Here is a 19194-nt window from a genome sequence, read left to right on the forward strand (position 1 = left end):
TGGTTTTCCTAACGTGCAATTGCGGCTTTGAGCGCGTGGTAAGATGCTTTTGGCGTCCGCTTGAGGCTATCAAAGTCGACATGCACCATGCCAAAGCGTTTTTCATAGCCGAACGCCCATTCATAATTATCCAGAAGCGACCAGTAAAAGAAGCCTTTCACATTGGCGCCAGCGTCAATGGCATGTTTGGCCGCCATAATGTGATCCGACACATATTGCATCCGCACAGGGTCATAAACCGCGCCGTTTTCCACGTGATCATCCCACGCCATGCCATTTTCGGTAACATAGATCGGCATATCCCCGACATAGTCGCGGGCCATACGGATCAGGATATTCTTGAGCCCTTCAGGGTAAATTTCCCAGCCCATTTGGGTCACGTCCAATGTGGTTTCGGCGGCTTTCAGGCTTGGCCAGGGGATTGTCGGATCGGGCAGGATTTCGTGGCGGGTGTAATAATTCACGCCTAGCCAGTCCATTTTCTGACTGATCTGCGCCATGTCATCCTGCCAGCCAGCGGGCATATGGTCGCCGAACCCGTCCAGCACCTCTTGGGGGTAGGTGCCTTTGGTCGCGGCTTCGATAAACCAGCGGTTATAGATCGCGTCTTGCAATCTGGCCGCGGCAATTGTTTCGGGGGCGTCATTTGCGGGCGGGCTATGTTCGAAATTCAGCACAATGCCGCAGTTTTTCATACCCTTGGCACGTAGCCGCGTCATGGCTTCGCCATGGGCGAGCATGATGTGGTGCATGGCGCGCGCAGTGGCGCGGATGTCGCGCAAACCCGGTGCGTGGGCGCCGATGAAATGCGACAGGAACGACACGCACCAAGGTTCATTGATCGTCGCAATCGCGGCCATGCGGTCACCGATTTTATCAGTAATAGCATCGGTGTAATCGCCAAAATATTTGGTCGTGTCGCGGTTGGTCCAGCCGCCCTTGTCAGCCAATGCTGATGGAAGTTCCCAGTGGTAAAGCGTCTGGTATGGTTTCAAACCGCGTTCCAAAATCGCATCGGTCAGACGGTCATAAAAATCAAGCCCTTCGGGGTTCACGGTGCGCCCGTCGGGCATCACCCGCGCCCAAGAGGTGGAAAACCGGTAGGCATCCATGCCCGCATCCTTGAGCAGATCGAGATCTTCGGGGAAGCGGTGGTAATGGTCACAGGCCAGCGCGCCATCTTCGGCGCGGATCACATTGCCCGGAGTTGCGGCAAAAGTATCCCAATGGGTGGGTCCGGCACCGCCGAACTTGTGACCCTCAATCTGATAGGCGGCAGTTGCTGCGCCAAACAAAAAATCTTGTGGGAAATCAGAACGTTTAAAGTCCATGTTCATCCTTTCGCGGGGCCGGCCCCGTTGAGTGTCCGACCACAAATGCGCAGTCCAGTATGGTTTGTTGTGGTGCGGAGTTGGGGTGCTTGATAGCGTGCAAAAGGCTTTGCGCCAGTTGCCGCCCCGCGCTGCGCACACAAGAACGCACCGCTGTGAAAATTGGGGTATCCCCGCCGTTTTGCAGATAGGGCAGCATATCGTCATGGGTGACGACCGAAACGTCTTTGCCCATCACCAGCCCACGTTCTTCAATCGCGCGGCGAACGCCAAGTGCGGTGATCAGTGAGGCGCATAAAAACGCGGTAGGGGGCATTTTCGCCCCCAGCAGATGGCGCGCGCAATTATAGCCATTCGTTTCGGTCATTTCGGCTGTATGCATCAAAGCGGGATCAATCCCGATCCCGTGCGCGTGCAGCGCGGCCTCGTAACCCTTTCGCCGACGCTGTGCAAAATCCATCACCTCAAGCCCGTTCAAAAGCGCAATGCGCCGATGCCCAAGCGCAACCAGATAGCCGGTCGCCTGCGCAAACGCGTCATGGTTGTTCACGTCTAAATAGGTATAGGGACGATCATATCGGGAAACACGGCCATGCACCGCAAAGGGCAGGCCGATGTCGGTCAAAAGCGCGGGACGCGCATCGTCAAAACGCGGGCCGTGAACGATGACACCATCGACGGCGCGGCGCTGTTTGAGCCGGCGATAGGTCTCGTGCTCGTTTGTTTTATCAACAATCGACAGGATCATTTCATAGCCGTTTTGCGCATATGTTTCGCCTGCACCTGCAATGAAATCCCCGAAAACCGGATTCACCATATCATGTTGGTCGGACATGGGGATCACATGGCCAATGGCCAGCGCGCGACCGGTCGCCAGGCCTCTGGCGCGTGAACTGGGGTGGTAATTGTATTTTCTGGCAGCCGCCTCGACACGGTGACGGGTTGCTTTGCTCACCTCCGGATAGCCGTTCAGCGCGCGGCTGACGGTGGTTTGGCTCAGGCCAAGCGTAGCAGAGAGTTGTTTGAGATTCATGTGGCTTCGAAATCGCGGCGCTGCGGGGCCTGCTTGGCAGTGTTAAGCCCGAAAATTGGGGCGGGAATGTCGACGTAATCGTTTCAGTAACGGGCATTGTGTCAAATTCCAAGACATTTTTATGCCATGGGCATTGATCCTATCAATTCCGGATCGACCGATTGCAATGAAGGCCAAAGCGCTTTGGGCAATAGATGCACTGCGTGATCAAATTGGTGCCGCGCAAAACGCCCGGGTACGGAAAATAGTGTTCACAGCGATGTGCAGCGTCAAAGTCTCACATGAGACTTTGACCCAAATTCTATTCTAGAATTTGCCTACCCGCGACGGCGGCGTCCTGTACGCGCGCGCCCTTGACCTTCTTTGACGGGTGCGCGGTTGAACTTGATCCAATCGCCGCCCGAAGGGTCGTTGTTTGTCAGGAAGTTGGCCGCGCGAATAGCCGCCATCTCGGATCCGGCTTTTGCCTGCGTCGATCCCATACCCAGCAGGGTGACAAAAACCTCGTCATCGATATCTTCGGGCAGAATTATTCCTGCCGCAGCCAATTCGGCCTTCTTTTCCGCGATCTTTTGCGGTCCGACGGGCAGGCTGATCGGGTTCATAATCGCAGAGGTCATGCCAGAAGCGATTGCCATCGGCAGGAATGCGTTATTGATGCCGTGCCGGTTTGGCAGGCCAAAGCTGATATTGGACGCGCCGCAGGTTGTGTTTACACCCAGTTCGTCTCGCAGACGCCGCACCAGCGTAAACACCTGCAATCCTGCCGTGGCCATCGCGCCAATTGGCATGACCAGCGGATCAACCACGATGTCATGCGCAGGGATGCCAAAATCGGCGGCACGTTCCACGATCTTTTTTGCCACTGCGAAACGTACATCGGGATCTTCGGAAATGCCGGTGTCATCGTTGGAAATAGCCACAACGGGAACATTATATTTTTTCACCAATGGCAGCACCAGCTCGAGCCGTTCTTCTTCGCCGGTGACAGAATTCAAAAGTGGCCGCCCTTCGGCAGCGGCAAGACCGTTTTCTAGCGCACCAGGCACAGAGCTGTCGATACAAAGCGGAATATCAACAACCTTTTGCACCCTTTCGATCAGTTCTTTCATCAGTGGCGGTTCGACAAAGTTATTGTCGGCATAGCGCGGGTCTTCGGCCATTTTGTTGGAAAACACAGCGCCTGAATTGACGTCCAGAATGTTGGCGCCAGCCGCAGCTTGGGCAATTGCATCGGCTTCCACACGGCTGAAATCGCCCCTTTCCAGTTCGGCGGCCAGAATCTTGCGCCCCGTCGGGTTAATCCGTTCGCCGATCACGCAAAAGGGTTGGTCGAACCCGATGATGGCTGTTTTTGTTTTTGATTCAACAATCGTGCGGGTCATTGGTATTCCTTGGTCAAATAGGCAGGGGCCGCGGCTTCGCCCCCGTTCTGGATTGCCCACTGCGCATTTGCCTTGATCCCGCCAAGCGGAAAGAAATGCACATTGGTGATGTTAAAGTCCGGCTGCGCTGCTTTATGGGCGGCAAGTTCGGTCAGCACATCGGTCGGCTCATAAGGCAAAAGCAGCTTTGTCACGTCCATCGCCCGTTTTTGGAGAACCTTTAGCGACGGCCCCACGCCGCATGCAATGGCAAATTTGATCAGGGTTTGCAACTTGGCAGGTCCCGCGATCCCGATATGAACCGGAATTGTGATCCCTGCGTCGCGTAACGCATCCGCCCAAGCGATAATCGGCGCGGCCTCAAAGGCAAATTGCGTGGCCAGCGCCATTTTGGCGTCAGAGGTTTCAGAGAAACGCTGTTTCCAGCGCAGTGCTTCCATGACGTTTTTGTCAGAGCCGTCTTTGTCGATGTCGCGATTGCCCTCGGGGTGGCCCGCGACATGCAAACGTTTGAAGTCACGGAACAAACCGGTTTCCAAAAGCTGCATCGCGCTATGAAAATCGCCATGGGGGGTGGCAATGCCGCCTGCCAGCAAGAGCGCCTGATCAACGCCCGCTTCGCCACTATAGCGCGCGATCCAATCGGCCAGCATTGCCTGATCGGCGATAATGCGCGCCGGAAAATGTGGCATGACGGCAAAGCCGTCACGGCTAAGCCGTTTGGCTGTCGCGACCATGTCCGCGATCGGGGTGCCGTCGATATGGGCGACGTAGACGCGTGTGCCGGCGGGCAGCAACTCTTTGAAGTCTTCGACCTTTTCGGCAGTGCGCGGCATGACCTCGATCGAATAATCTTGCAAGAACGCGGCAAGCTCCGGGTTCGTTTCGGGCAGCGGGTCTTTGCGTTTCATGAAAGGCAGCAGCGACATGATGGTCTCCGATATGCGCAAAAGGGTGATCAGGCCCAGCCGTCGTTTGCGATCAGGGCTTTTAGACGGGTCTGGTCGAATTCGGTATCAATGCGGGCAGCTTCGGCCTGTGCGGCTTCTTGGTCGGTGCCTGCAACGGTGTAGGGGGGCGCCTTGCGAAATCCGGCAAGATAATCGTCTGATTCTGCGGCGCCGGATTTCATTGCGGCGCGGTCGATCGCCTGTTCGAACCGTTCGGGCAGTGGCGCCTTTGCGCCTTTGCGGCCGCGGCCGACGATGACTTGGGCTGGCATATCGCGCCAATAGACGATGGTTACTTCGGGCATCGGGTGATTCCCCCTTTGTGTTAGGTCGGTTTTAGCACTCGGATTCGGCGCGCAGCGTCGGTTTTCGACATCACAGCGCCATTCCGCGACTGTGGTTTGCTAACGCGTTGCAGATGCACGGGCCAGTGCTGCGGGCGGCCATAATTTTCATGATCCAGATGTGCGCAATTCAGGTTGGGTGGCCGCGCGGATGAAACCTGCATGAAACTGACGACAAGCGACTTCGCCCCTTGCGCCAGCGCGCGGCGCGGCCTAGCTTGGGGGTAACTCGAAATGGAGGGCGTAAAGATGGCGCCCAAGCGTCCCACAGGTGCGGGCGCGTTCCCTAAAGCGGTCGAAACCCCCGCGCCAAATCCGCCTGATCCGGCGTCCCTCTATGCGGCGTTGGATTTAGGTACAAATAGCTGTCGCATGTTGATTGCCCAACCCAAGGGCAGTCAGTTTCATGTGGTGGACAGTTTTTCCAAATCTGTCCAGCTCGGGCACGGGCTGGAAAGCACAGGCCGGCTTTCGCGCGGCTCGATGAATCGCACTATATCGGCGATGCGCATTTGCCGCGAGAAACTGAAACGGCATGGCGTCAAACATATGCGGCTTGTCGCGACAGAGGCCTGCCGGCGCGCCCAGAACGGCAGCAATTTCATTGCGCAGGTCAAACGTGAAACGGGGCTGACGCTTGAAATCATCAAGCCGGAAGAGGAAGCTAGGCTTGCGGTTATTTCCTGCGCACCGCTTGTCAGCGTGAACACCGAACAGCTGCTTGTTGTGGATATCGGCGGCGGATCAACCGAGCTTGTCTGGATTGATCTGACAAATGTGCCTAAACGCGAAAGACCGCGCGCAATCATGCGGTTACACGCCGGTTTTAAATCTGATCCGGGCCCATTTGCGGCCGCCAAAGTCGTGGATTGGATATCCGTGCCTTTGGGCGTTGCCACATTGCGCGACCAGTTTGCAGATGTCGAAGATGACGCCGCGCGCTTTGCACTGATGAGCTGGTTTTTTGAAGAAAACCTCGAAGAATTTTCCCCCTATGCCGCGGCGCAAGCGCGCGAAGGTTTCCAGATCATTGGCACCAGTGGTACGGTCACAACCGTCGCTGCAAGCCACCTTGGGCTTAAACGTTATGACCGCACCAAGGTTGACGGTCTGCGCATGACAACCGACCAGATTGATACGGTGATCCGCGATTACCTGTCGCTTGGCCCGATCGGGCGACGTGCCGACCCGCGCATCGGCAAGGACCGGCAGGCGCTGATCATGTCGGGATCCGCAATTTTGCAAGCGTTGATGCGGCTTTGGCCGACAGACCGGCTGTCGGTCGCCGACCGTGGCCTGCGCGAGGGGCTGCTTTATGCACAAATGTCGGCAGATGGGGTCTTGGAAGACGCGCCATTTTAGGCGATAGGCAATAGTATGGCCAAGAAAACAACAAAAAACACATCCGGACGCGGACAACGCGACCTGACCGTTAAGGTAAAAACCGCCAAAGGGCGCAGGATCAGTTCGACGCTGTGGCTCCAGCGGCAGTTGAACGACCCCTATGTCAAACGTGCGCAGGCCGAAGGCTATCGCGGGCGCGCGGCTTATAAGATATTGGAACTAGACGATAAGTTCCGCTTTCTTGTGCCAGGTGCGCGGATTGTCGATCTTGGCTGCGCGCCGGGTGGCTGGCTGCAGGTTGCGGTCAAACGCGCCAATACGCTGGGCGAACGCAAGAGCAAGGCCCAAGGCTATGTGCTGGGTGTCGACCTGCAAGAGGTCGAGCCGATTGCAGGTGCAGAAATCCACCAGCTTGATTTTCTCGAAGACGATGCGGATCAAAAGGTGATGGGCTGGCTTGGTGGCACTGCAGATGTGGTGATGTCGGATATGGCGGCCTCTGCATCGGGGCACAAGCAAACCGATCACCTGCGCATTATCACACTTTGCGAGGCGGCCGCCCATTTCGCGTTTGACGTGCTGACCGAAGGCGGCACATTTGTCGCCAAAGTGCTGGCCGGCGGCGCAGAGGCGGAATTGAACAAACTGCTGCGGATGAATTTCACCAAGGTCGCGCATGTCAAACCGCCTGCGTCACGGTCCGATAGTTCCGAAAAATTTGTTGTCGCAACAGGGTTTAAGGGCCGCCAAACCACGCAAGACTGATCAGCTTTGTGCGCGCTGCCAGATGTCGAATTCATCCTTGTGCTTTTCGCGCAGACGCGCGGCAACATCTGCCGAAAGCGTCAATGCCATCCGCGGAGAGACATTTTTTTGCGCAAGATCCAGACGCGTGTTTAGCCGTTTTTCAAGGAAGGCGGCAATCTCGTCTTGTGCCTCATAGCGAAACAGATGGTCCACGCCGATTTCACCGTCATTGCGGCGCACAAATTTGCTTTGCGAACCGACAGTTGCAAAAGGGGCGGGCTTGCCTTTGCAATATTCCAGCACGAATGCGTCAAAACTGATGTTGGCGGTGCTGTTTTCATGGCCATGCAATGCCGCGCGTGACCGGTAGCGATACCAGCTTCCCAGCCAGTCAACCGGCTCGCGCACGATTGCCATGATTTCGGGCGCGTGGCCGATCGAATTTTCTACAAATGGCCGCAAGAATCGGTGATAGCGCCGCATGTGGGCGTGTTTCATCGACGATGGCCCGCGCAAAACCATCGCGGCGCGTGGCGCAAGTGCCGCTGATATCGCTGTAGTGCCGGTTTTTGGCACCGCGAGAATAACCAGATTTTCTTTTGCGAAAACAAGCATTTAAAATGTGACTTTCATTTCTTTTGCAAGGAACTATAGGTCATCAACACATTTTTAACCACTCTCGTCAAAGCTGTTGATAGGAAAATTTTAGTTGCAATGTTCCTATTTTGATCTCATGTAAGAGAGAACATAAAAAGAACAAAGCAGTGATTGCCGCCCTGACGGGCGCATGAAATAAGGGTTGGAAACATGGCAACGGCAGAGCTTCTCAAAATGGCAGACAAGAAAACCGCGGATAAAGAAAAAGCGCTCGAAAGCGCGCTGGCACAGATCGAACGCCAGTTCGGCAAGGGCTCGATTATGAAGCTTGGCGGTCAAAATCAAATGGCCGACATCGAAGCGACTTCAACGGGTTCGCTCGGGCTTGATATTGCGCTTGGTATTGGCGGGCTGCCCAAAGGCCGCATTGTCGAAATCTACGGTCCTGAATCGTCAGGGAAAACCACGCTGACGCTACATGTGATTGCCGAAGAACAGAAAAAAGGCGGGGTTTGCGCCTTTGTTGACGCCGAACACGCGCTTGACCCGCAATATGCAAAAAAGCTTGGCGTGAACCTTGATGAACTGTTGATTTCGCAACCGGATACCGGTGAACAGGCGCTTGAAATCGTTGACACATTGGTGCGATCGGGTGCGGTGTCACTGGTTGTGGTCGATTCTGTTGCCGCATTGACCCCGAAATCCGAACTCGAAGGTGATATGGGCGATAGCAGCGTTGGCGTGCATGCGCGTCTGATGTCGCAGGCGATGCGCAAATTGACCGGATCCATTAACCGTTCCGGCTGCATGGTGATCTTTATTAACCAGATCCGCATGAAGATCGGCGTGATGTTCGGCTCTCCGGAGACCACGACAGGTGGGAACGCGCTGAAATTCTACGCATCGGTGCGGCTGGATATCCGCCGGATCGGCGCGATCAAGGACCGCGAAGAAGTTGTCGGCAACGCCACCCGCGTGAAGGTTGTCAAAAACAAGGTGGCCCCGCCGTTCAAGCAGGTCGAATTTGATATCATGTACGGTGAAGGCATTTCCAAAATGGGTGAACTGCTGGATCTGGGCGTCAAAGCGGGGGTTGTTGAAAAATCCGGCGCTTGGTTCAGCTATGGTGATGAACGCATGGGGCAGGGGCGCGAGAATTCGAAATCCTTCCTGCGCGAAAACCCCGCCATCGCCGAAGAAATCGAAGACAAGATTCGCGCAGCGCACGGACTTGATGCAACCGGATTTGTCGGCGGTGCCGATGATGATGATCTGGTCGAAATCTAGGACCGCTGATCGCGTGACACATGCAAAAGGCGGCGCTTTGGCGGCGCCTTTTTCCGTTTCCGGCCCGCAACCGCCATAAGATATTGCGCGCCCTGTGGACAGTGGGCGGGTGCGGGGCTATTTCTGCTTGGATTACGCCGCATTTATGAAAGCCTGCCATGACAAGCCTTGCTGAAATCCGATCCACCTACCTGAACTATTTTAGCAAACAGGGTCACGAGGTTGTCGCCTCGAGCCCGCTTGTGCCGCGCAATGATCCGACCCTGATGTTTACCAATTCGGGCATGGTGCAGTTCAAGAACTGTTTTACGGGCGTTGATAACCGCGATTATACGCGCGCCACCACAAGCCAGAAATGCGTGCGCGCAGGCGGCAAGCACAATGACCTTGATAACGTCGGAATGACCGCGCGGCATCTGACATTTTTTGAAATGCTCGGCAATTTTAGTTTTGGCGATTATTTCAAAGAACAGGCCATCCCCTATGCATGGGAAATGGTGACCAAGGAACTCGATATTCCCGCCGAAAAGCTGTTGGTGACGGTTTACCATACTGATGATGAGGCGGCCAATCTTTGGAAAAGGGTTGCAGGTCTGCCTGACGACCGGATCATCCGCATCCCGACAGATGACAATTTCTGGCGGATGGGGCCAACCGGCCCTTGCGGACCATGCACCGAAATTTTCTATGACCATGGCGATCACATCTGGGGTGGCCCTCCGGGTTCGCCCGAGGAAGACGGTGACCGGTTTATCGAAATCTGGAACCTTGTTTTCATGCAAAACGAGCAGTTCGAAGACGGCTCCATGAAACCGCTGCCCAAGCAATCCATTGATACGGGTATGGGGCTTGAGCGGATTTCATCGTTGCTGCAAGGCACGAATAACGTCTTTGAAACCGACTTGATGAAGGCGCTTGTTGATGCTTCTGCCAACGCGACATCGACAGGCACGGATGACAGCATCATCACGCACCACCGCGTGATTGCCGACCATTTGCGGTCTACGTCGTTTCTGATTGCCGAAGGTGTCCTGCCATCAAACGAAGGCCGCGGTTATGTGCTGCGCCGGATTATGCGCCGCGCGATGCGTCACGCGCATCTTTTGGGAGCAAAAGACCCCGTCATGCACCAGCTGGTGCCTGCGCTTGTACAGCAAATGGGGGCCGCTTATCCCGAATTGGGTCAAGGCCAGCGTTTGATCGAAGAAACATTGCTGAACGAAGAAGTCCGTTTCAAGCAAACTTTGGACCGCGGATTGAAACTGCTTGACGACGAGGTAGCCGATCTGGCCGATGGCGCCGCTTTGCCCGGTGAGGCCGCGTTCAAACTATACGATACCTATGGTTTCCCGCTTGATCTGACGCAAGACGCGCTGCGCGAACGTGGCGTGAGCGTCGACACAGACGGGTTTGACACTGCTATGGCCGCACAAAAGGCCAAGGCGCGCGCCGCGTGGTCCGGCACAGGCGAGGCCGCCGATAGCACGATCTGGTTCGATGTGGCCGACAAACACGGCACGACTGATTTTCTGGGCTACGATTCAACCACAGCCGAAGGGCAGATCCTTGCGCTTGTCGCGGATGGCGGGCTTGTCGATAGCGCCGACGGGGCGGTTCAAATCGTGCTGAACCAATCACCTTTCTATGCGGAATCGGGTGGTCAGGTCGGAGACGCGGGGCATTTGAAAACCGAAACCGGCAGTGCGGAAATCACGGATACCAAAAAGGTCGAAGGCGTCTACATTCATTTTGCGCGCGTCACCTCTGGCACGATCAGCAAGGGCCAAGGCGCGGGACTTACGGTTGATCCGACCCGCCGTGACACGATTCAGGCGAACCATTCGGCAACGCATCTTTTGAACGAGGCGCTGCGCGCAACCTTGGGCGATCATATTGCGCAGCGCGGGTCGCTGAATGCGCCCGACCGTTTGCGTTTCGATTTCAGCCACACCAAGGCGCTCACATCGGATGAATTGGCCCGCGTAGAGCGCGAGGTGAACGCCGTGATCCGCCAGAACACGACCGTCGAAACCCGGATTATGTCGCCCGATGATGCCCGTGCACTGGGCGCGCAGGCACTGTTTGGCGAAAAATACGGTGACGAAGTCCGCGTGGTGTCGATGGGCCGCAAGGACGGGTCCGGCAAGGGCACGTCAGGCAATACCTATTCGCTTGAACTTTGTGGCGGCACCCATGTGAAGCGCTTGGGTGAAATCGGCGCCTTTGTCGCGCTTGGTGATAGCGCGTCAAGTGCCGGCGTGCGCCGGATCGAGGCGCTGACAGGGCAGGCGGCGCTGGACTATCTGCGCGCGCAGGATGCGGGGCTTGCGGCGACTGCGGCCGTTCTCAAGGCACCGGTGGCCGAGGTCGCCGACCGTGTGAAAGCCTTGCTGGATGAGCGCAAGGCGCTGGCCAATGAGGTGGCGCAATTGCGCCGCGAGGTTGCAATGGGCGGCGGCGCTGCGCAATCCGTACCGGCAGAGGCGATCAACGGCGTGCCGTTCCAGGCGCAAGTGCTGCAAGGTGTGACCGGCAAAGACCTGCCCGCCCTGATCGATGAGATGAAAGCGGCAATGGGCAGCGGCGTTGTCTTGTTGATTGCGGATACCGGCGATAAGGCGGCTGTAGCGGTTGGCGTGTCCAAAGACTTGACCGACCGTGTGTCGGCCGTGGATATCTTGCGCGCAGTGACCCCTGAATTGGGCGGCAAAGGCGGCGGTGGCCGCCCAGACATGGCCCAAGGCGGTGGCGCGTCCGCTGACAACGCCGAAGCCGCGATTGCCGCCGCGAAGTCTGTTTTGGAGGGATCGAAATGAGCGCACTCTGGATTGCCCATGTCACTGTGACGGATGACGTGGCCTATAAGAAATACGCCGAACTCGCGGGGCCCGCGATTGCCGATCATGGCGGCACATTTATCGCACGCGGTGGCCGCTATGTGCAGCTTGAAGGCAAAGAGCGCCCGCGCAACGTGGTCGCGCGGTTCCCGTCGGTTGAAGCCGCTGTTGAATGTTACAATTCCGCTGCCTATCAAGCCGCGCTTGACCACGCGCGCGGCGCGTCAGAGCGTGAATTGCTGGTTGTTGAAATCTCGGAATAACAAAAGGCGCGGCAATGACCGCGCCTTTTCCTTATACTCTGGTCAGGCTAGGCGCGCGTTCAGCGGTAAGCGCTTCGATCGCGTCGGCCAGATGCACCTTGTCGATACTTGCGTCAGCCGCGGCCACGCGGATTAGATGCGCGCGGTGTAGCACATGCGTGTGGGTGTAGCCCTGCGGCGGCTCAAACCGGTAGCAGGCTAGTTCGATCAACATGCCGCAAGGATCGCGGAAATAAAGGCTGTCCATAAACCCGCGATCCACAGGGCCAGAGTTTGGAATCCGGTGCTCTTTCAGCCGCTCAACCGCCTGATCAAAGCTGACCTTTGAGACGTTAAACGCTAGGTGGTGCAAATAGCCTTGGCTTTGGTCGACTATCTGGCGTTTGGGCGTGCGATCCTCTGAGGTAAAGACTGTAATGAGCCGCCCGTCACCCGGATCAAAGTAAAGATGACCAATACTGGGTTCATCCAGATTGGGCTGTTCAAACACAAATGGCATGCCCAGCACGCCTTCCCAGAAATCAATGGTCGATTGGCGGTCGGCACCCGTGATGGTGATGTGATGCACGCCTTGGCTTTGAAGTTTTTGCATGTTCGGCTCCTGTGCTGATTGCGACAAAGATAACATGTGCGCACAAATAGAAAAGGCGCCCCATGAGGGACGCCTTGTGCAAAAATGTAAAGCTCAGCAACTATGCAGAGCGGGACTGGCGCTTGCGCTCGTGCGGATCAAGGTGGCGCTTGCGCAGACGGATCGCGTTTGGCGTCACTTCGACCAGTTCGTCGTCATCGATGTAGGCAATCGCCTGTTCCAGCGACATGGTGACGGGTGTTGTCAAACGGACCGCTTCGTCAGTGCCGGACGCGCGCACGTTGGTCAGTTTCTTACCCTTCAACGGGTTCACTTCCAGGTCGTTTTCACGGCTGTGTTCGCCGATGATCATGCCTTGGTAAATGGGTGCCTGCGCGCCGATAAACATCTTGCCGCGATCTTCGAGGTTCCACAGGGCAAAGGCCACGGATGTCCCGTTTTCCATCGAGATAAGAACGCCCTGACGGCGGCCTTCGATTTTGCCTTTATAAGGGGTTTTACCGTGGAAAATCCGGTTCAAAACGCCTGATCCGCGTGTGTCGGTCAGGAATTCACCGTGATAGCCGATCAGCCCGCGTGAAGGCACATGGGCGATAATGCGGGTTTTGCCAGCGCCTGCGGGTTTCATCTCGACCAATTCACCCTTGCGCGGGCCGGTCAGTTTTTCGACCACAACGCCGGTGTATTCGTCATCAACGTCGATGGTGACCTCTTCGACAGGTTCCATGCGCACGCCGTCTTCTTCGGTGAAAATCACCTGCGGACGCGAGATTGACAATTCAAACCCTTCGCGGCGCATGTTTTCGATCAAAACACCCATTTGCAATTCGCCACGGCCCGATACTTCGAACGCGTCGCCAGACGGTGTGTCGGCGATCTTGATCGCGACGTTGACTTCGCATTCTTTTTCCAGACGGTTACGGATCACGCGCGATTGCACGTGTTTACCGTCACGACCCGCAAGTGGGCTGTCGTTGATGCCAAAAGTCACTGTGATGGTCGGCGGATCAATCGGCTGGGCAGGGATGGCAGTATCGATGCTGACATCACATAGCGTGTCGGCAACTGTCGCTTTGGTCATGCCCGCGATGGTCACAATATCACCGGCTTCGGCGACGTCGATCGGCTGTTGCGACAACCCGCGGAACGCCAGAATTTTGGACACGCGGAACTGTTCGATCTTGTCGCCCTTGCGCGACAGCGCCTTGATGGTTTCGCCTGCGCGCAATGTGCCGGCCTCGACACGGCCGGTCAGAATGCGGCCGATAAACGGATCGGCTGACAGGGTTGTCGCCAGCATCTGGAACGGTTCGTCCTTGCGGGTAATTTGTTTGGGGGTCGGCACGTGCTTGACGATCATGTCAAACAGCGCGTCAAGGTTCTTGCGCGGCCCGTCCAGTTCATTGTCACACCAGCCAGAACGGCCAGAGGCAAACATTGTCGGGAAATCAAGCTGATCATCGTCAGCTTCAAGCGCTGCAAACAGATCGAACACGGAATCAACCGCCTGATCAGGTTCACCGTCGGGTTTGTCGACCTTGTTCACAACAACGATCGGGCGCAGGCCCAGCGCCAATGCTTTGGACGTCACAAATTTGGTCTGTGGCATCGGGCCTTCGGCGGCATCCACCAGCAGAACAACACCGTCAACCATCGACAGAATGCGTTCGACTTCACCACCAAAATCGGCGTGGCCGGGGGTATCAACGATGTTGATCCGCGTGCCTTTCCATTCAACCGAAGTACACTTCGCAAGGATCGTGATGCCACGCTCGCGTTCGATGTCATTGCTGTCCATCGCGCGTTCTTGGGTGGCTTCGTTTTCCCGGTAAACGCCGGATTGCTTGAGTAGTTCGTCAACAAGTGTCGTCTTGCCGTGGTCAACGTGCGCGATGATCGCGATATTGCGGATATCCATAGGTCTGCCTTTTGGGTAAGTTGACGCGCGGATACCGTGCAATCGCAGCAAAAGCTAGCCCTTAATCGCAAGACGGGGCGTTAGTGTGTGGATGTATTGGAAAATAGGTGGATTACGATGATGCCAAGCAGGATCAGCGATATCCCGAAGACCGCAGGCAAATCAAGCTTTTGCCCGAATACCGCGTATCCGATCCCCGCGATCAGGACGATCCCCAGCCCCGACCATATCGCATAAAGGATCCCGACAGGCATCACCTTGAGAGCAAGCGCCAAAAGATAGAACGACGCCGCATAAGACACCACGACGATCACCGAAGGCCAAAGCCGCGTGAATTGCGCGCTGGCTTGCAAGGCAGAAGTGCCGATGGTTTCGGTGACAATTGCAAGTATAAGGTGGATATAATGTGCAGGCATAGCGCAGGGATAGCGCAACCGCCTGCGGCTGTCTGCGCAAATTTCTTCCAAATGCAAAAAAATCTCAACTAAGCGCATGACACCTATAGAGGTCTGAACAGCAGACGTTATAGTCGGCATAATTGTGCGATCGCGCGCGCTCACGAACAAACATACACAAAGGGTTTTCAATGGTCACCACGGCGACAAAATCGATGGCATTTATGGCCTTGCTTGCAACAACGGCCTGCGGCGGTGGCGGCGGTGACAATCCAGTTGTGTCGCCAACGCCAAACGGTTTGCCCTATGGTGCCACCGGTCAGGATCTGGCCGATGCTGAAGGCGTGCAAATGTCGCTCGCAGCAGCAGCGCTTAGCAGCACTGGCGTTTCAGTGGTCCAAGGCGGGAGCGTGACGCTTGCCACCGATTTTTTGACCGGAGGTCCTGCAAATCAGGGCGCATTGGACGCCACAATCGAAATCTTCGGAGAAGTCGTAACCATCACAAACGGCAGCGGGACATTGTCCAACGGCCATTCTGTGACGCTCATTTACGAACCTGACCGGTCCGGGCAATATGCGGGCGCGGTTTCATTGACAACATTCAACACCTCCGGCGGCCAATCGGGCGAAGTCGGCTATGTCTTTGGTTTTGAAACCGACCCTGCGGATATGCAGGTGACCGGAACGGCGACATATAGCGGCGGGTTTGTCGCAAACGGGTTCGCCGGACTTGGGGCCGCCGAATACGAAGGCACGATCACAATCGCGGTGAATTTCGCGGGCCCTGTTTCGGGGTCGCTTGACGGGATGCTTGATGGCACAACCGCGCTGGATTTGAACCTTTCGGGCGGCGCATTGTCGGGGAATGGTATTACGGCAGGGCTGACATGTGCTGCGGGCTGTACAGGCGGGGCAGGTGATCTGGACGCGTCGTTCTATGGCCCAAACGCCGAAGAATTGGGTGGCGTTCTTGCGATTGACTCAAACGTCTTTGAAGGTGCCGGCACGTTTATCATAACCGTGACAGGGCTTTAGCGCGCGACATACCGATCGGGGCGGTGGTTGACAGCAATTGTCAGGTTGATGATCACCGCGCCCAGCAGCGACCAGATAACAAGGTTGAACGGCAGGATGAAAAACGCAAAGCTGAATAGCACCGCGTCGATCACCAGCTGGAAATAACCGGCGCGAAAACCGGTTGCGTCCTGCACAATCAGCGCCATCACCCCAAAACCACCCAAAGACCCGTTGTGGCGGAACATGGCGAGCAACCCCACACCCGTGGTGCAGCCCGCGATGACAGCACCCAACCAGGGCGTTATGCTGCCCATTTGCCAGCCTAAGGGCAAAAATTCGGTCACCGCAGATAGCACCGTAACAGAAATCAATGATTTGAGCGTGAACATCGGGCCAAGCCGAAAATAGGCCAGCGCGTAAAACGGTATATTGATCACAAAGAACACGGCGCCAAAGGACCAGCCGGTCAAATAGCTGATAATAACCGCAAGCCCTGCAGTTTGTCCGGTGATCAGTCCGATATGTGTCAACACATGCAAACCGATGCCGCACAAGAACACGCCAAGCGCCAGCCCTTGCAGGTCGTCGATGACGCTATGTTTGGGTGATCGCGGAGATTCGGTCATAGTGCGAACCTAGGTCATAACTACTGACCTTTGCAATGTGCTTTGGGGCGGCATGCACCGCCCCAATGGTCGCTTACATCGCGGCGTTCAGGTTTTCGTCGATTTTTTCAAGGAAACCTTCGGTGGTCAGCCAGCTTTGGTCGGGGCCAACCAGCAACGCCAGATCCTTGGTCATGTGGCCGCTTTCGACGGTATCAACGATGACTTTTTCCAAGGTCGAGGCAAACGCCATCAGCTGCGCGTTATCATCAAGCTTCGCACGATGCTTGAGCCCGCCTGTCCATGCAAAAATAGAGGCGATCGAATTGGTGGATGTGGCTTGGCCCGCTTGATGCTGGCGGTAGTGGCGTGTCACAGTGCCGTGGGCGGCTTCGGCCTCGACAATTTTGCCATCGGGGGTCATCAACTGCGATGTCATCAGGCCCAATGATCCGAAGCCTTGGGCAACCGTATCGGACTGCACATCGCCGTCATAGTTTTTACAGGCCCAGACAAATTTGCCCGACCATTTCATCGCGGATGCAACCATATCGTCGATCAGGCGGTGTTCGTACCAGATACCCGCTTCTTTGAATTTATCGGCAAATTCTTCTTCGTAAACCTGTTGAAACAGATCCTTGAACCGTCCGTCATAGGCTTTGAGGATGGTGTTTTTGGTCGACAGATACACAGGCCAGCCGACATTCAGGCCATAGTTCAACGACGCGCGCGCAAAGTCGATGATCGATTGGTCAAGGTTATACATGCCCATCGCAACACCGGCAGAAGGGGCGTCATAGACTTCTTTTTCGATCACGGTGCCGTCTTCGCCGACAAATTTCATCGTTAGCTTGCCAGGGCCGGGCATCAGGAAATCGGTCGCTTTATACTGATCCCCAAAGGCGTGACGCCCGATCACAATCGGGTCGGTCCAGCCAGGCACAAGGCGCGGCACGTTTTTGCAAATAATCGGCGCGCGGAAAACCACACCGCCCAGAATGTTGCGGATCGTGCCATTGGGGCTGCGCCACATTTTTTTCAGGCCGAATTCCTCAACACGGGCCTCATCGGGGGTGATGGTCGCGCATTTTACGCCAACGCCGTATTTTTTGATCGCCTCGGCGGCATCAATCGTGATCTGGTCGTTCGTTTCGTCGCGGACCTCCATGCCAAGATCATAATATTTCAGATCGACATCAAGATAGGGCAGGATCAGTTTCTTTTTGATGAAATCCCAGATGATGCGGGTCATTTCATCACCGTCGAGCTCGACGATCGGGTTCGCTACCTTGATCTTTGACATGGGGTTCTCCGGATTTGGTGGATTCTGTAACTGCATAACGTAAAGATATGCCTACTTAAAGACTGTATACGGTGGTATACTAAAATACTTTCCACGGATTTAGCGGGGATCCTTGCCGAAATTATTAACTCCCGTCAGCAATGCAGTGCGTGCCTGTGCAAATTGGCAACAGCAAAATTTACAATTTTCATAAAGGGATAGTGACTATTTGATCGTTTGGTCAAGGTGCACAGTGACGCGTCACCATTGTCGTGTTTTTATAAAAAAAGGTACAAAAAATGACTTCACTTTTTCATGTCGGCTGTATTGCCATCGCCGCTGCAACATTGGCAGTTTCTGCCCAGGCGCAATCAGTCGAAATTTATGGCGGTGCGACCTTTGGTGGTCAGGATCTTAATTACGGCCCTATCCCGCCAGCGAACCCAAATTTACAGCAGATGGACGCTGGCTATCTGGTTGGTGCCGGTGTCTACACTGCGATTCCCGGCGGATTTGAAGCTGGTCTTGATGCCATGCTAACCAGCCAGGATTATAGCAGCTGGGGCCCCGGCGGGAACCTTAAATCGCTCTCTCTCATGGCGAATGGCCGCTATGTGTTCTCGATTCCAAACGCGAATATGACGGGTTATTTCGGCGTTGGTGTTGGTGCGATCACTTTGACGTATGAAGATACCCCGGCGCTGGCTGATGGCAACGACACAATTGCTGGCTACCAGCTCGAAGGTGGTTTGCGCTATACGCTTGGCGCTTATGAGACCTTTGCCGCGATCAAATACCAAGAAGGGTTCGATGAGGGCCTAATTCAGTCTGAATCAGTTGAATATAATTCGCTGAGCCTACTTGGCGGTATTCGCTTCTAATCACTGATGGCGCCGGAATGACGGCGCCATCATTCCTAAGACGATTGGCCAGAAATATACAGTTTGTAGGGTGTGGTAGGCCCGGAGGGACTTGAACCCCCAACCAAAGCGTTATGAGCGCTCTGCTCTAACCAATTGAGCTACAGGCCCCTTGCGGTCTTGAACTATCAGACCGTGCGGAGCCGTCAAGCGACAGTTTGCGGAAAATATGCAGCGAACGGCAGGCCTATCCAGTTGATGGGTTAATCGCCTGCCGCCGCAAACACCGAAGAGATACCATTGAAGTCGAGGAGGGCTTCGGTCTCGGGACGAATATTGCCCGACAAGTCGTTAACAACTGGTAAGCGGATCGATATTTTATTGAAGTTTGTGCGCGACTACGCG

Annotated in this window: 18 protein-coding genes and 1 tRNA gene; 7 read left to right on the top strand and 12 right to left on the bottom strand. The window is 55.7% G+C overall.

Going from position 1 to position 19194, the window contains the following annotated elements; translation table 11 throughout:
• Window positions 1-8: 8 nt before the first annotated feature.
• The 5 genes from BM320_RS05895 to BM320_RS05915 all read right to left on the bottom strand — a co-directional run bounded on the left by BM320_RS05895 (window position 9) and on the right by BM320_RS05915 (window position 5004).
• Complete coding sequence (locus BM320_RS05895; protein ID WP_090197597.1) at window positions 9-1331, bottom strand: GH1 family beta-glucosidase; 1323 nt, start codon at window positions 1329-1331, stop codon at window positions 9-11.
• Window positions 1321-2364 carry a LacI family DNA-binding transcriptional regulator gene (locus BM320_RS05900; protein ID WP_090197600.1) on the bottom strand — a complete coding sequence of 348 codons (1044 nt, stop codon included), beginning with the start codon at window positions 2362-2364 and terminating at the stop codon, window positions 1321-1323. Before BM320_RS05900 ends, BM320_RS05895 begins: the two co-directional genes overlap by 11 nt.
• Before the next feature lie 317 nt (window positions 2365-2681).
• Window positions 2682-3749, bottom strand: coding sequence for a dihydropteroate synthase (locus BM320_RS05905; RefSeq protein ID WP_090197602.1), 1068 nt, complete (start codon window positions 3747-3749; stop codon window positions 2682-2684).
• Window positions 3746-4678, bottom strand: a complete 933-nt coding sequence (locus tag BM320_RS05910) for a methylenetetrahydrofolate reductase (protein ID WP_090197605.1) — start codon at window positions 4676-4678, stop codon at window positions 3746-3748. Before BM320_RS05910 ends, BM320_RS05905 begins: the two co-directional genes overlap by 4 nt.
• Before the next feature lie 29 nt (window positions 4679-4707).
• Window positions 4708-5004 carry a virulence factor gene (locus BM320_RS05915; RefSeq protein WP_090197607.1) on the bottom strand — a complete coding sequence of 99 codons (297 nt, stop codon included), beginning with the start codon at window positions 5002-5004 and terminating at the stop codon, window positions 4708-4710.
• Between the two features lie 288 nt (window positions 5005-5292).
• Here BM320_RS05915 and BM320_RS05925 point away from each other — a divergent pair, with 288 nt between their 5' ends.
• Both BM320_RS05925 and BM320_RS05930 read left to right on the top strand, forming a co-directional pair.
• Window positions 5293-6405, top strand: coding sequence for a Ppx/GppA phosphatase family protein (locus BM320_RS05925; protein ID WP_090197612.1), 1113 nt, complete (start codon window positions 5293-5295; stop codon window positions 6403-6405).
• Window positions 6406-6420: 15 nt separating this feature from the next.
• Window positions 6421-7152 carry an RlmE family RNA methyltransferase gene (locus BM320_RS05930; RefSeq protein ID WP_090197616.1) on the top strand — a complete coding sequence of 244 codons (732 nt, stop codon included), beginning with the start codon at window positions 6421-6423 and terminating at the stop codon, window positions 7150-7152.
• Here the strand turns inward: BM320_RS05930 and BM320_RS05935 are convergent, their stop codons facing one another.
• The gene (locus tag BM320_RS05935; RefSeq protein WP_090197621.1) at window positions 7153-7749 is read right to left on the bottom strand and encodes a gamma-glutamyl kinase; all 597 of its coding nucleotides are present in this window, start codon (window positions 7747-7749) and stop codon (window positions 7153-7155) included.
• Between the two features lie 192 nt (window positions 7750-7941).
• On the opposite strand from BM320_RS05935, the gene recA reads away from it, so the two are divergent.
• From recA to BM320_RS05950, 3 genes are all read left to right on the top strand, one after another.
• Window positions 7942-9018: a recombinase RecA gene (recA, locus tag BM320_RS05940; RefSeq protein WP_090197623.1), complete on the top strand. Its 1077-nt coding sequence runs from the start codon at window positions 7942-7944 to the stop codon at window positions 9016-9018.
• Between the two features lie 158 nt (window positions 9019-9176).
• Window positions 9177-11834 (top strand): alanine--tRNA ligase, encoded by a 2658-nt coding sequence (gene alaS, locus BM320_RS05945; protein WP_090197626.1) that lies wholly within the window; start codon window positions 9177-9179, stop codon window positions 11832-11834.
• Entirely contained in the window at window positions 11831-12118 is a 288-nt protein-coding gene (locus tag BM320_RS05950; RefSeq protein WP_090197629.1) for a DUF1330 domain-containing protein, read from the top strand. Before alaS ends, BM320_RS05950 begins: the two co-directional genes overlap by 4 nt.
• Window positions 12119-12149: 31 nt before the next feature.
• Here the strand turns inward: BM320_RS05950 and BM320_RS05955 are convergent, their stop codons facing one another.
• From BM320_RS05955 to BM320_RS05965, 3 genes are all read right to left on the bottom strand, one after another.
• Window positions 12150-12710, bottom strand: a complete 561-nt coding sequence (locus BM320_RS05955; protein ID WP_090197631.1) for a VOC family protein — start codon at window positions 12708-12710, stop codon at window positions 12150-12152.
• A gap of 100 nt (window positions 12711-12810) precedes the next feature.
• On the bottom strand, window positions 12811-14628 hold the full coding sequence (gene typA, locus BM320_RS05960; protein WP_090197634.1) for a translational GTPase TypA: 1818 nt from the start codon (window positions 14626-14628) through the stop codon (window positions 12811-12813).
• Between the two features lie 80 nt (window positions 14629-14708).
• Window positions 14709-15044: a DMT family transporter gene (locus BM320_RS05965; protein WP_090200406.1), complete on the bottom strand. Its 336-nt coding sequence runs from the start codon at window positions 15042-15044 to the stop codon at window positions 14709-14711.
• Window positions 15045-15214: 170 nt separating this feature from the next.
• On the opposite strand from BM320_RS05965, the gene BM320_RS05970 reads away from it, so the two are divergent.
• The gene (locus BM320_RS05970) at window positions 15215-16060 is read left to right on the top strand and encodes a transferrin-binding protein-like solute binding protein (protein WP_090197637.1); all 846 of its coding nucleotides are present in this window, start codon (window positions 15215-15217) and stop codon (window positions 16058-16060) included.
• Here the strand turns inward: BM320_RS05970 and BM320_RS05975 are convergent.
• Window positions 16057-16668 carry a YitT family protein gene (locus BM320_RS05975; protein WP_090197641.1) on the bottom strand — a complete coding sequence of 204 codons (612 nt, stop codon included), beginning with the start codon at window positions 16666-16668 and terminating at the stop codon, window positions 16057-16059. The two genes, BM320_RS05970 and BM320_RS05975, sit on opposite strands and share 4 nt — an antisense overlap.
• Window positions 16669-16741: 73 nt before the next feature.
• Window positions 16742-17950 (bottom strand): NADP-dependent isocitrate dehydrogenase, encoded by a 1209-nt coding sequence (locus BM320_RS05980; protein WP_090197644.1) that lies wholly within the window; start codon window positions 17948-17950, stop codon window positions 16742-16744.
• A gap of 278 nt (window positions 17951-18228) precedes the next feature.
• Here BM320_RS05980 and BM320_RS05985 point away from each other — a divergent pair, with 278 nt between their 5' ends.
• Complete coding sequence (locus tag BM320_RS05985) at window positions 18229-18810, top strand: putative outer membrane beta-barrel protein (protein WP_090197646.1); 582 nt, start codon at window positions 18229-18231, stop codon at window positions 18808-18810.
• Window positions 18811-18883: 73 nt separating this feature from the next.
• On the opposite strand, the gene BM320_RS05990 is transcribed toward BM320_RS05985, so the two are convergent.
• Window positions 18884-18960: transfer RNA gene (locus tag BM320_RS05990), tRNA-Ile, on the bottom strand.
• Between the last annotated feature and the right edge of the window lie 234 nt (window positions 18961-19194).

Origin of the sequence: Yoonia tamlensis (assembly GCF_900115105.1) — a bacterium.
Lineage (GTDB): Bacteria > Pseudomonadota > Alphaproteobacteria > Rhodobacterales > Rhodobacteraceae > Yoonia > Yoonia tamlensis.

What these genes read in the sequence shown, in the direction of transcription:
- BM320_RS05930 (WP_090197616.1), top strand. Translation starts at nt 6,421, where the DNA reads ATGGCCAAGAAAACAACAAAAAACACATCCGGACGCGGACAACGCGAC.
- BM320_RS05955 (WP_090197631.1), bottom strand. Translation starts at nt 12,710, where the DNA reads ATGCAAAAACTTCAAAGCCAAGGCGTGCATCACATCACCATCACGGGT.
- BM320_RS05980 (WP_090197644.1), bottom strand. Translation starts at nt 17,950, where the DNA reads ATGTCAAAGATCAAGGTAGCGAACCCGATCGTCGAGCTCGACGGTGAT.
- BM320_RS05970 (WP_090197637.1), top strand. Translation starts at nt 15,215, where the DNA reads ATGGTCACCACGGCGACAAAATCGATGGCATTTATGGCCTTGCTTGCA.
- BM320_RS05985 (WP_090197646.1), top strand. Translation starts at nt 18,229, where the DNA reads ATGACTTCACTTTTTCATGTCGGCTGTATTGCCATCGCCGCTGCAACA.
- recA (WP_090197623.1), top strand. Translation starts at nt 7,942, where the DNA reads ATGGCAACGGCAGAGCTTCTCAAAATGGCAGACAAGAAAACCGCGGAT.
- alaS (WP_090197626.1), top strand. Translation starts at nt 9,177, where the DNA reads ATGACAAGCCTTGCTGAAATCCGATCCACCTACCTGAACTATTTTAGC.
- BM320_RS05950 (WP_090197629.1), top strand. Translation starts at nt 11,831, where the DNA reads ATGAGCGCACTCTGGATTGCCCATGTCACTGTGACGGATGACGTGGCC.
- BM320_RS05905 (WP_090197602.1), bottom strand. Translation starts at nt 3,749, where the DNA reads ATGACCCGCACGATTGTTGAATCAAAAACAAAAACAGCCATCATCGGG.
- typA (WP_090197634.1), bottom strand. Translation starts at nt 14,628, where the DNA reads ATGGATATCCGCAATATCGCGATCATCGCGCACGTTGACCACGGCAAG.
- BM320_RS05925 (WP_090197612.1), top strand. Translation starts at nt 5,293, where the DNA reads ATGGCGCCCAAGCGTCCCACAGGTGCGGGCGCGTTCCCTAAAGCGGTC.
- BM320_RS05895 (WP_090197597.1), bottom strand. Translation starts at nt 1,331, where the DNA reads ATGGACTTTAAACGTTCTGATTTCCCACAAGATTTTTTGTTTGGCGCA.
- BM320_RS05900 (WP_090197600.1), bottom strand. Translation starts at nt 2,364, where the DNA reads ATGAATCTCAAACAACTCTCTGCTACGCTTGGCCTGAGCCAAACCACC.
- BM320_RS05975 (WP_090197641.1), bottom strand. Translation starts at nt 16,668, where the DNA reads ATGACCGAATCTCCGCGATCACCCAAACATAGCGTCATCGACGACCTG.
- BM320_RS05965 (WP_090200406.1), bottom strand. Translation starts at nt 15,044, where the DNA reads ATGCCTGCACATTATATCCACCTTATACTTGCAATTGTCACCGAAACC.
- BM320_RS05915 (WP_090197607.1), bottom strand. Translation starts at nt 5,004, where the DNA reads ATGCCCGAAGTAACCATCGTCTATTGGCGCGATATGCCAGCCCAAGTC.
- BM320_RS05935 (WP_090197621.1), bottom strand. Translation starts at nt 7,749, where the DNA reads ATGCTTGTTTTCGCAAAAGAAAATCTGGTTATTCTCGCGGTGCCAAAA.
- BM320_RS05910 (WP_090197605.1), bottom strand. Translation starts at nt 4,678, where the DNA reads ATGTCGCTGCTGCCTTTCATGAAACGCAAAGACCCGCTGCCCGAAACG.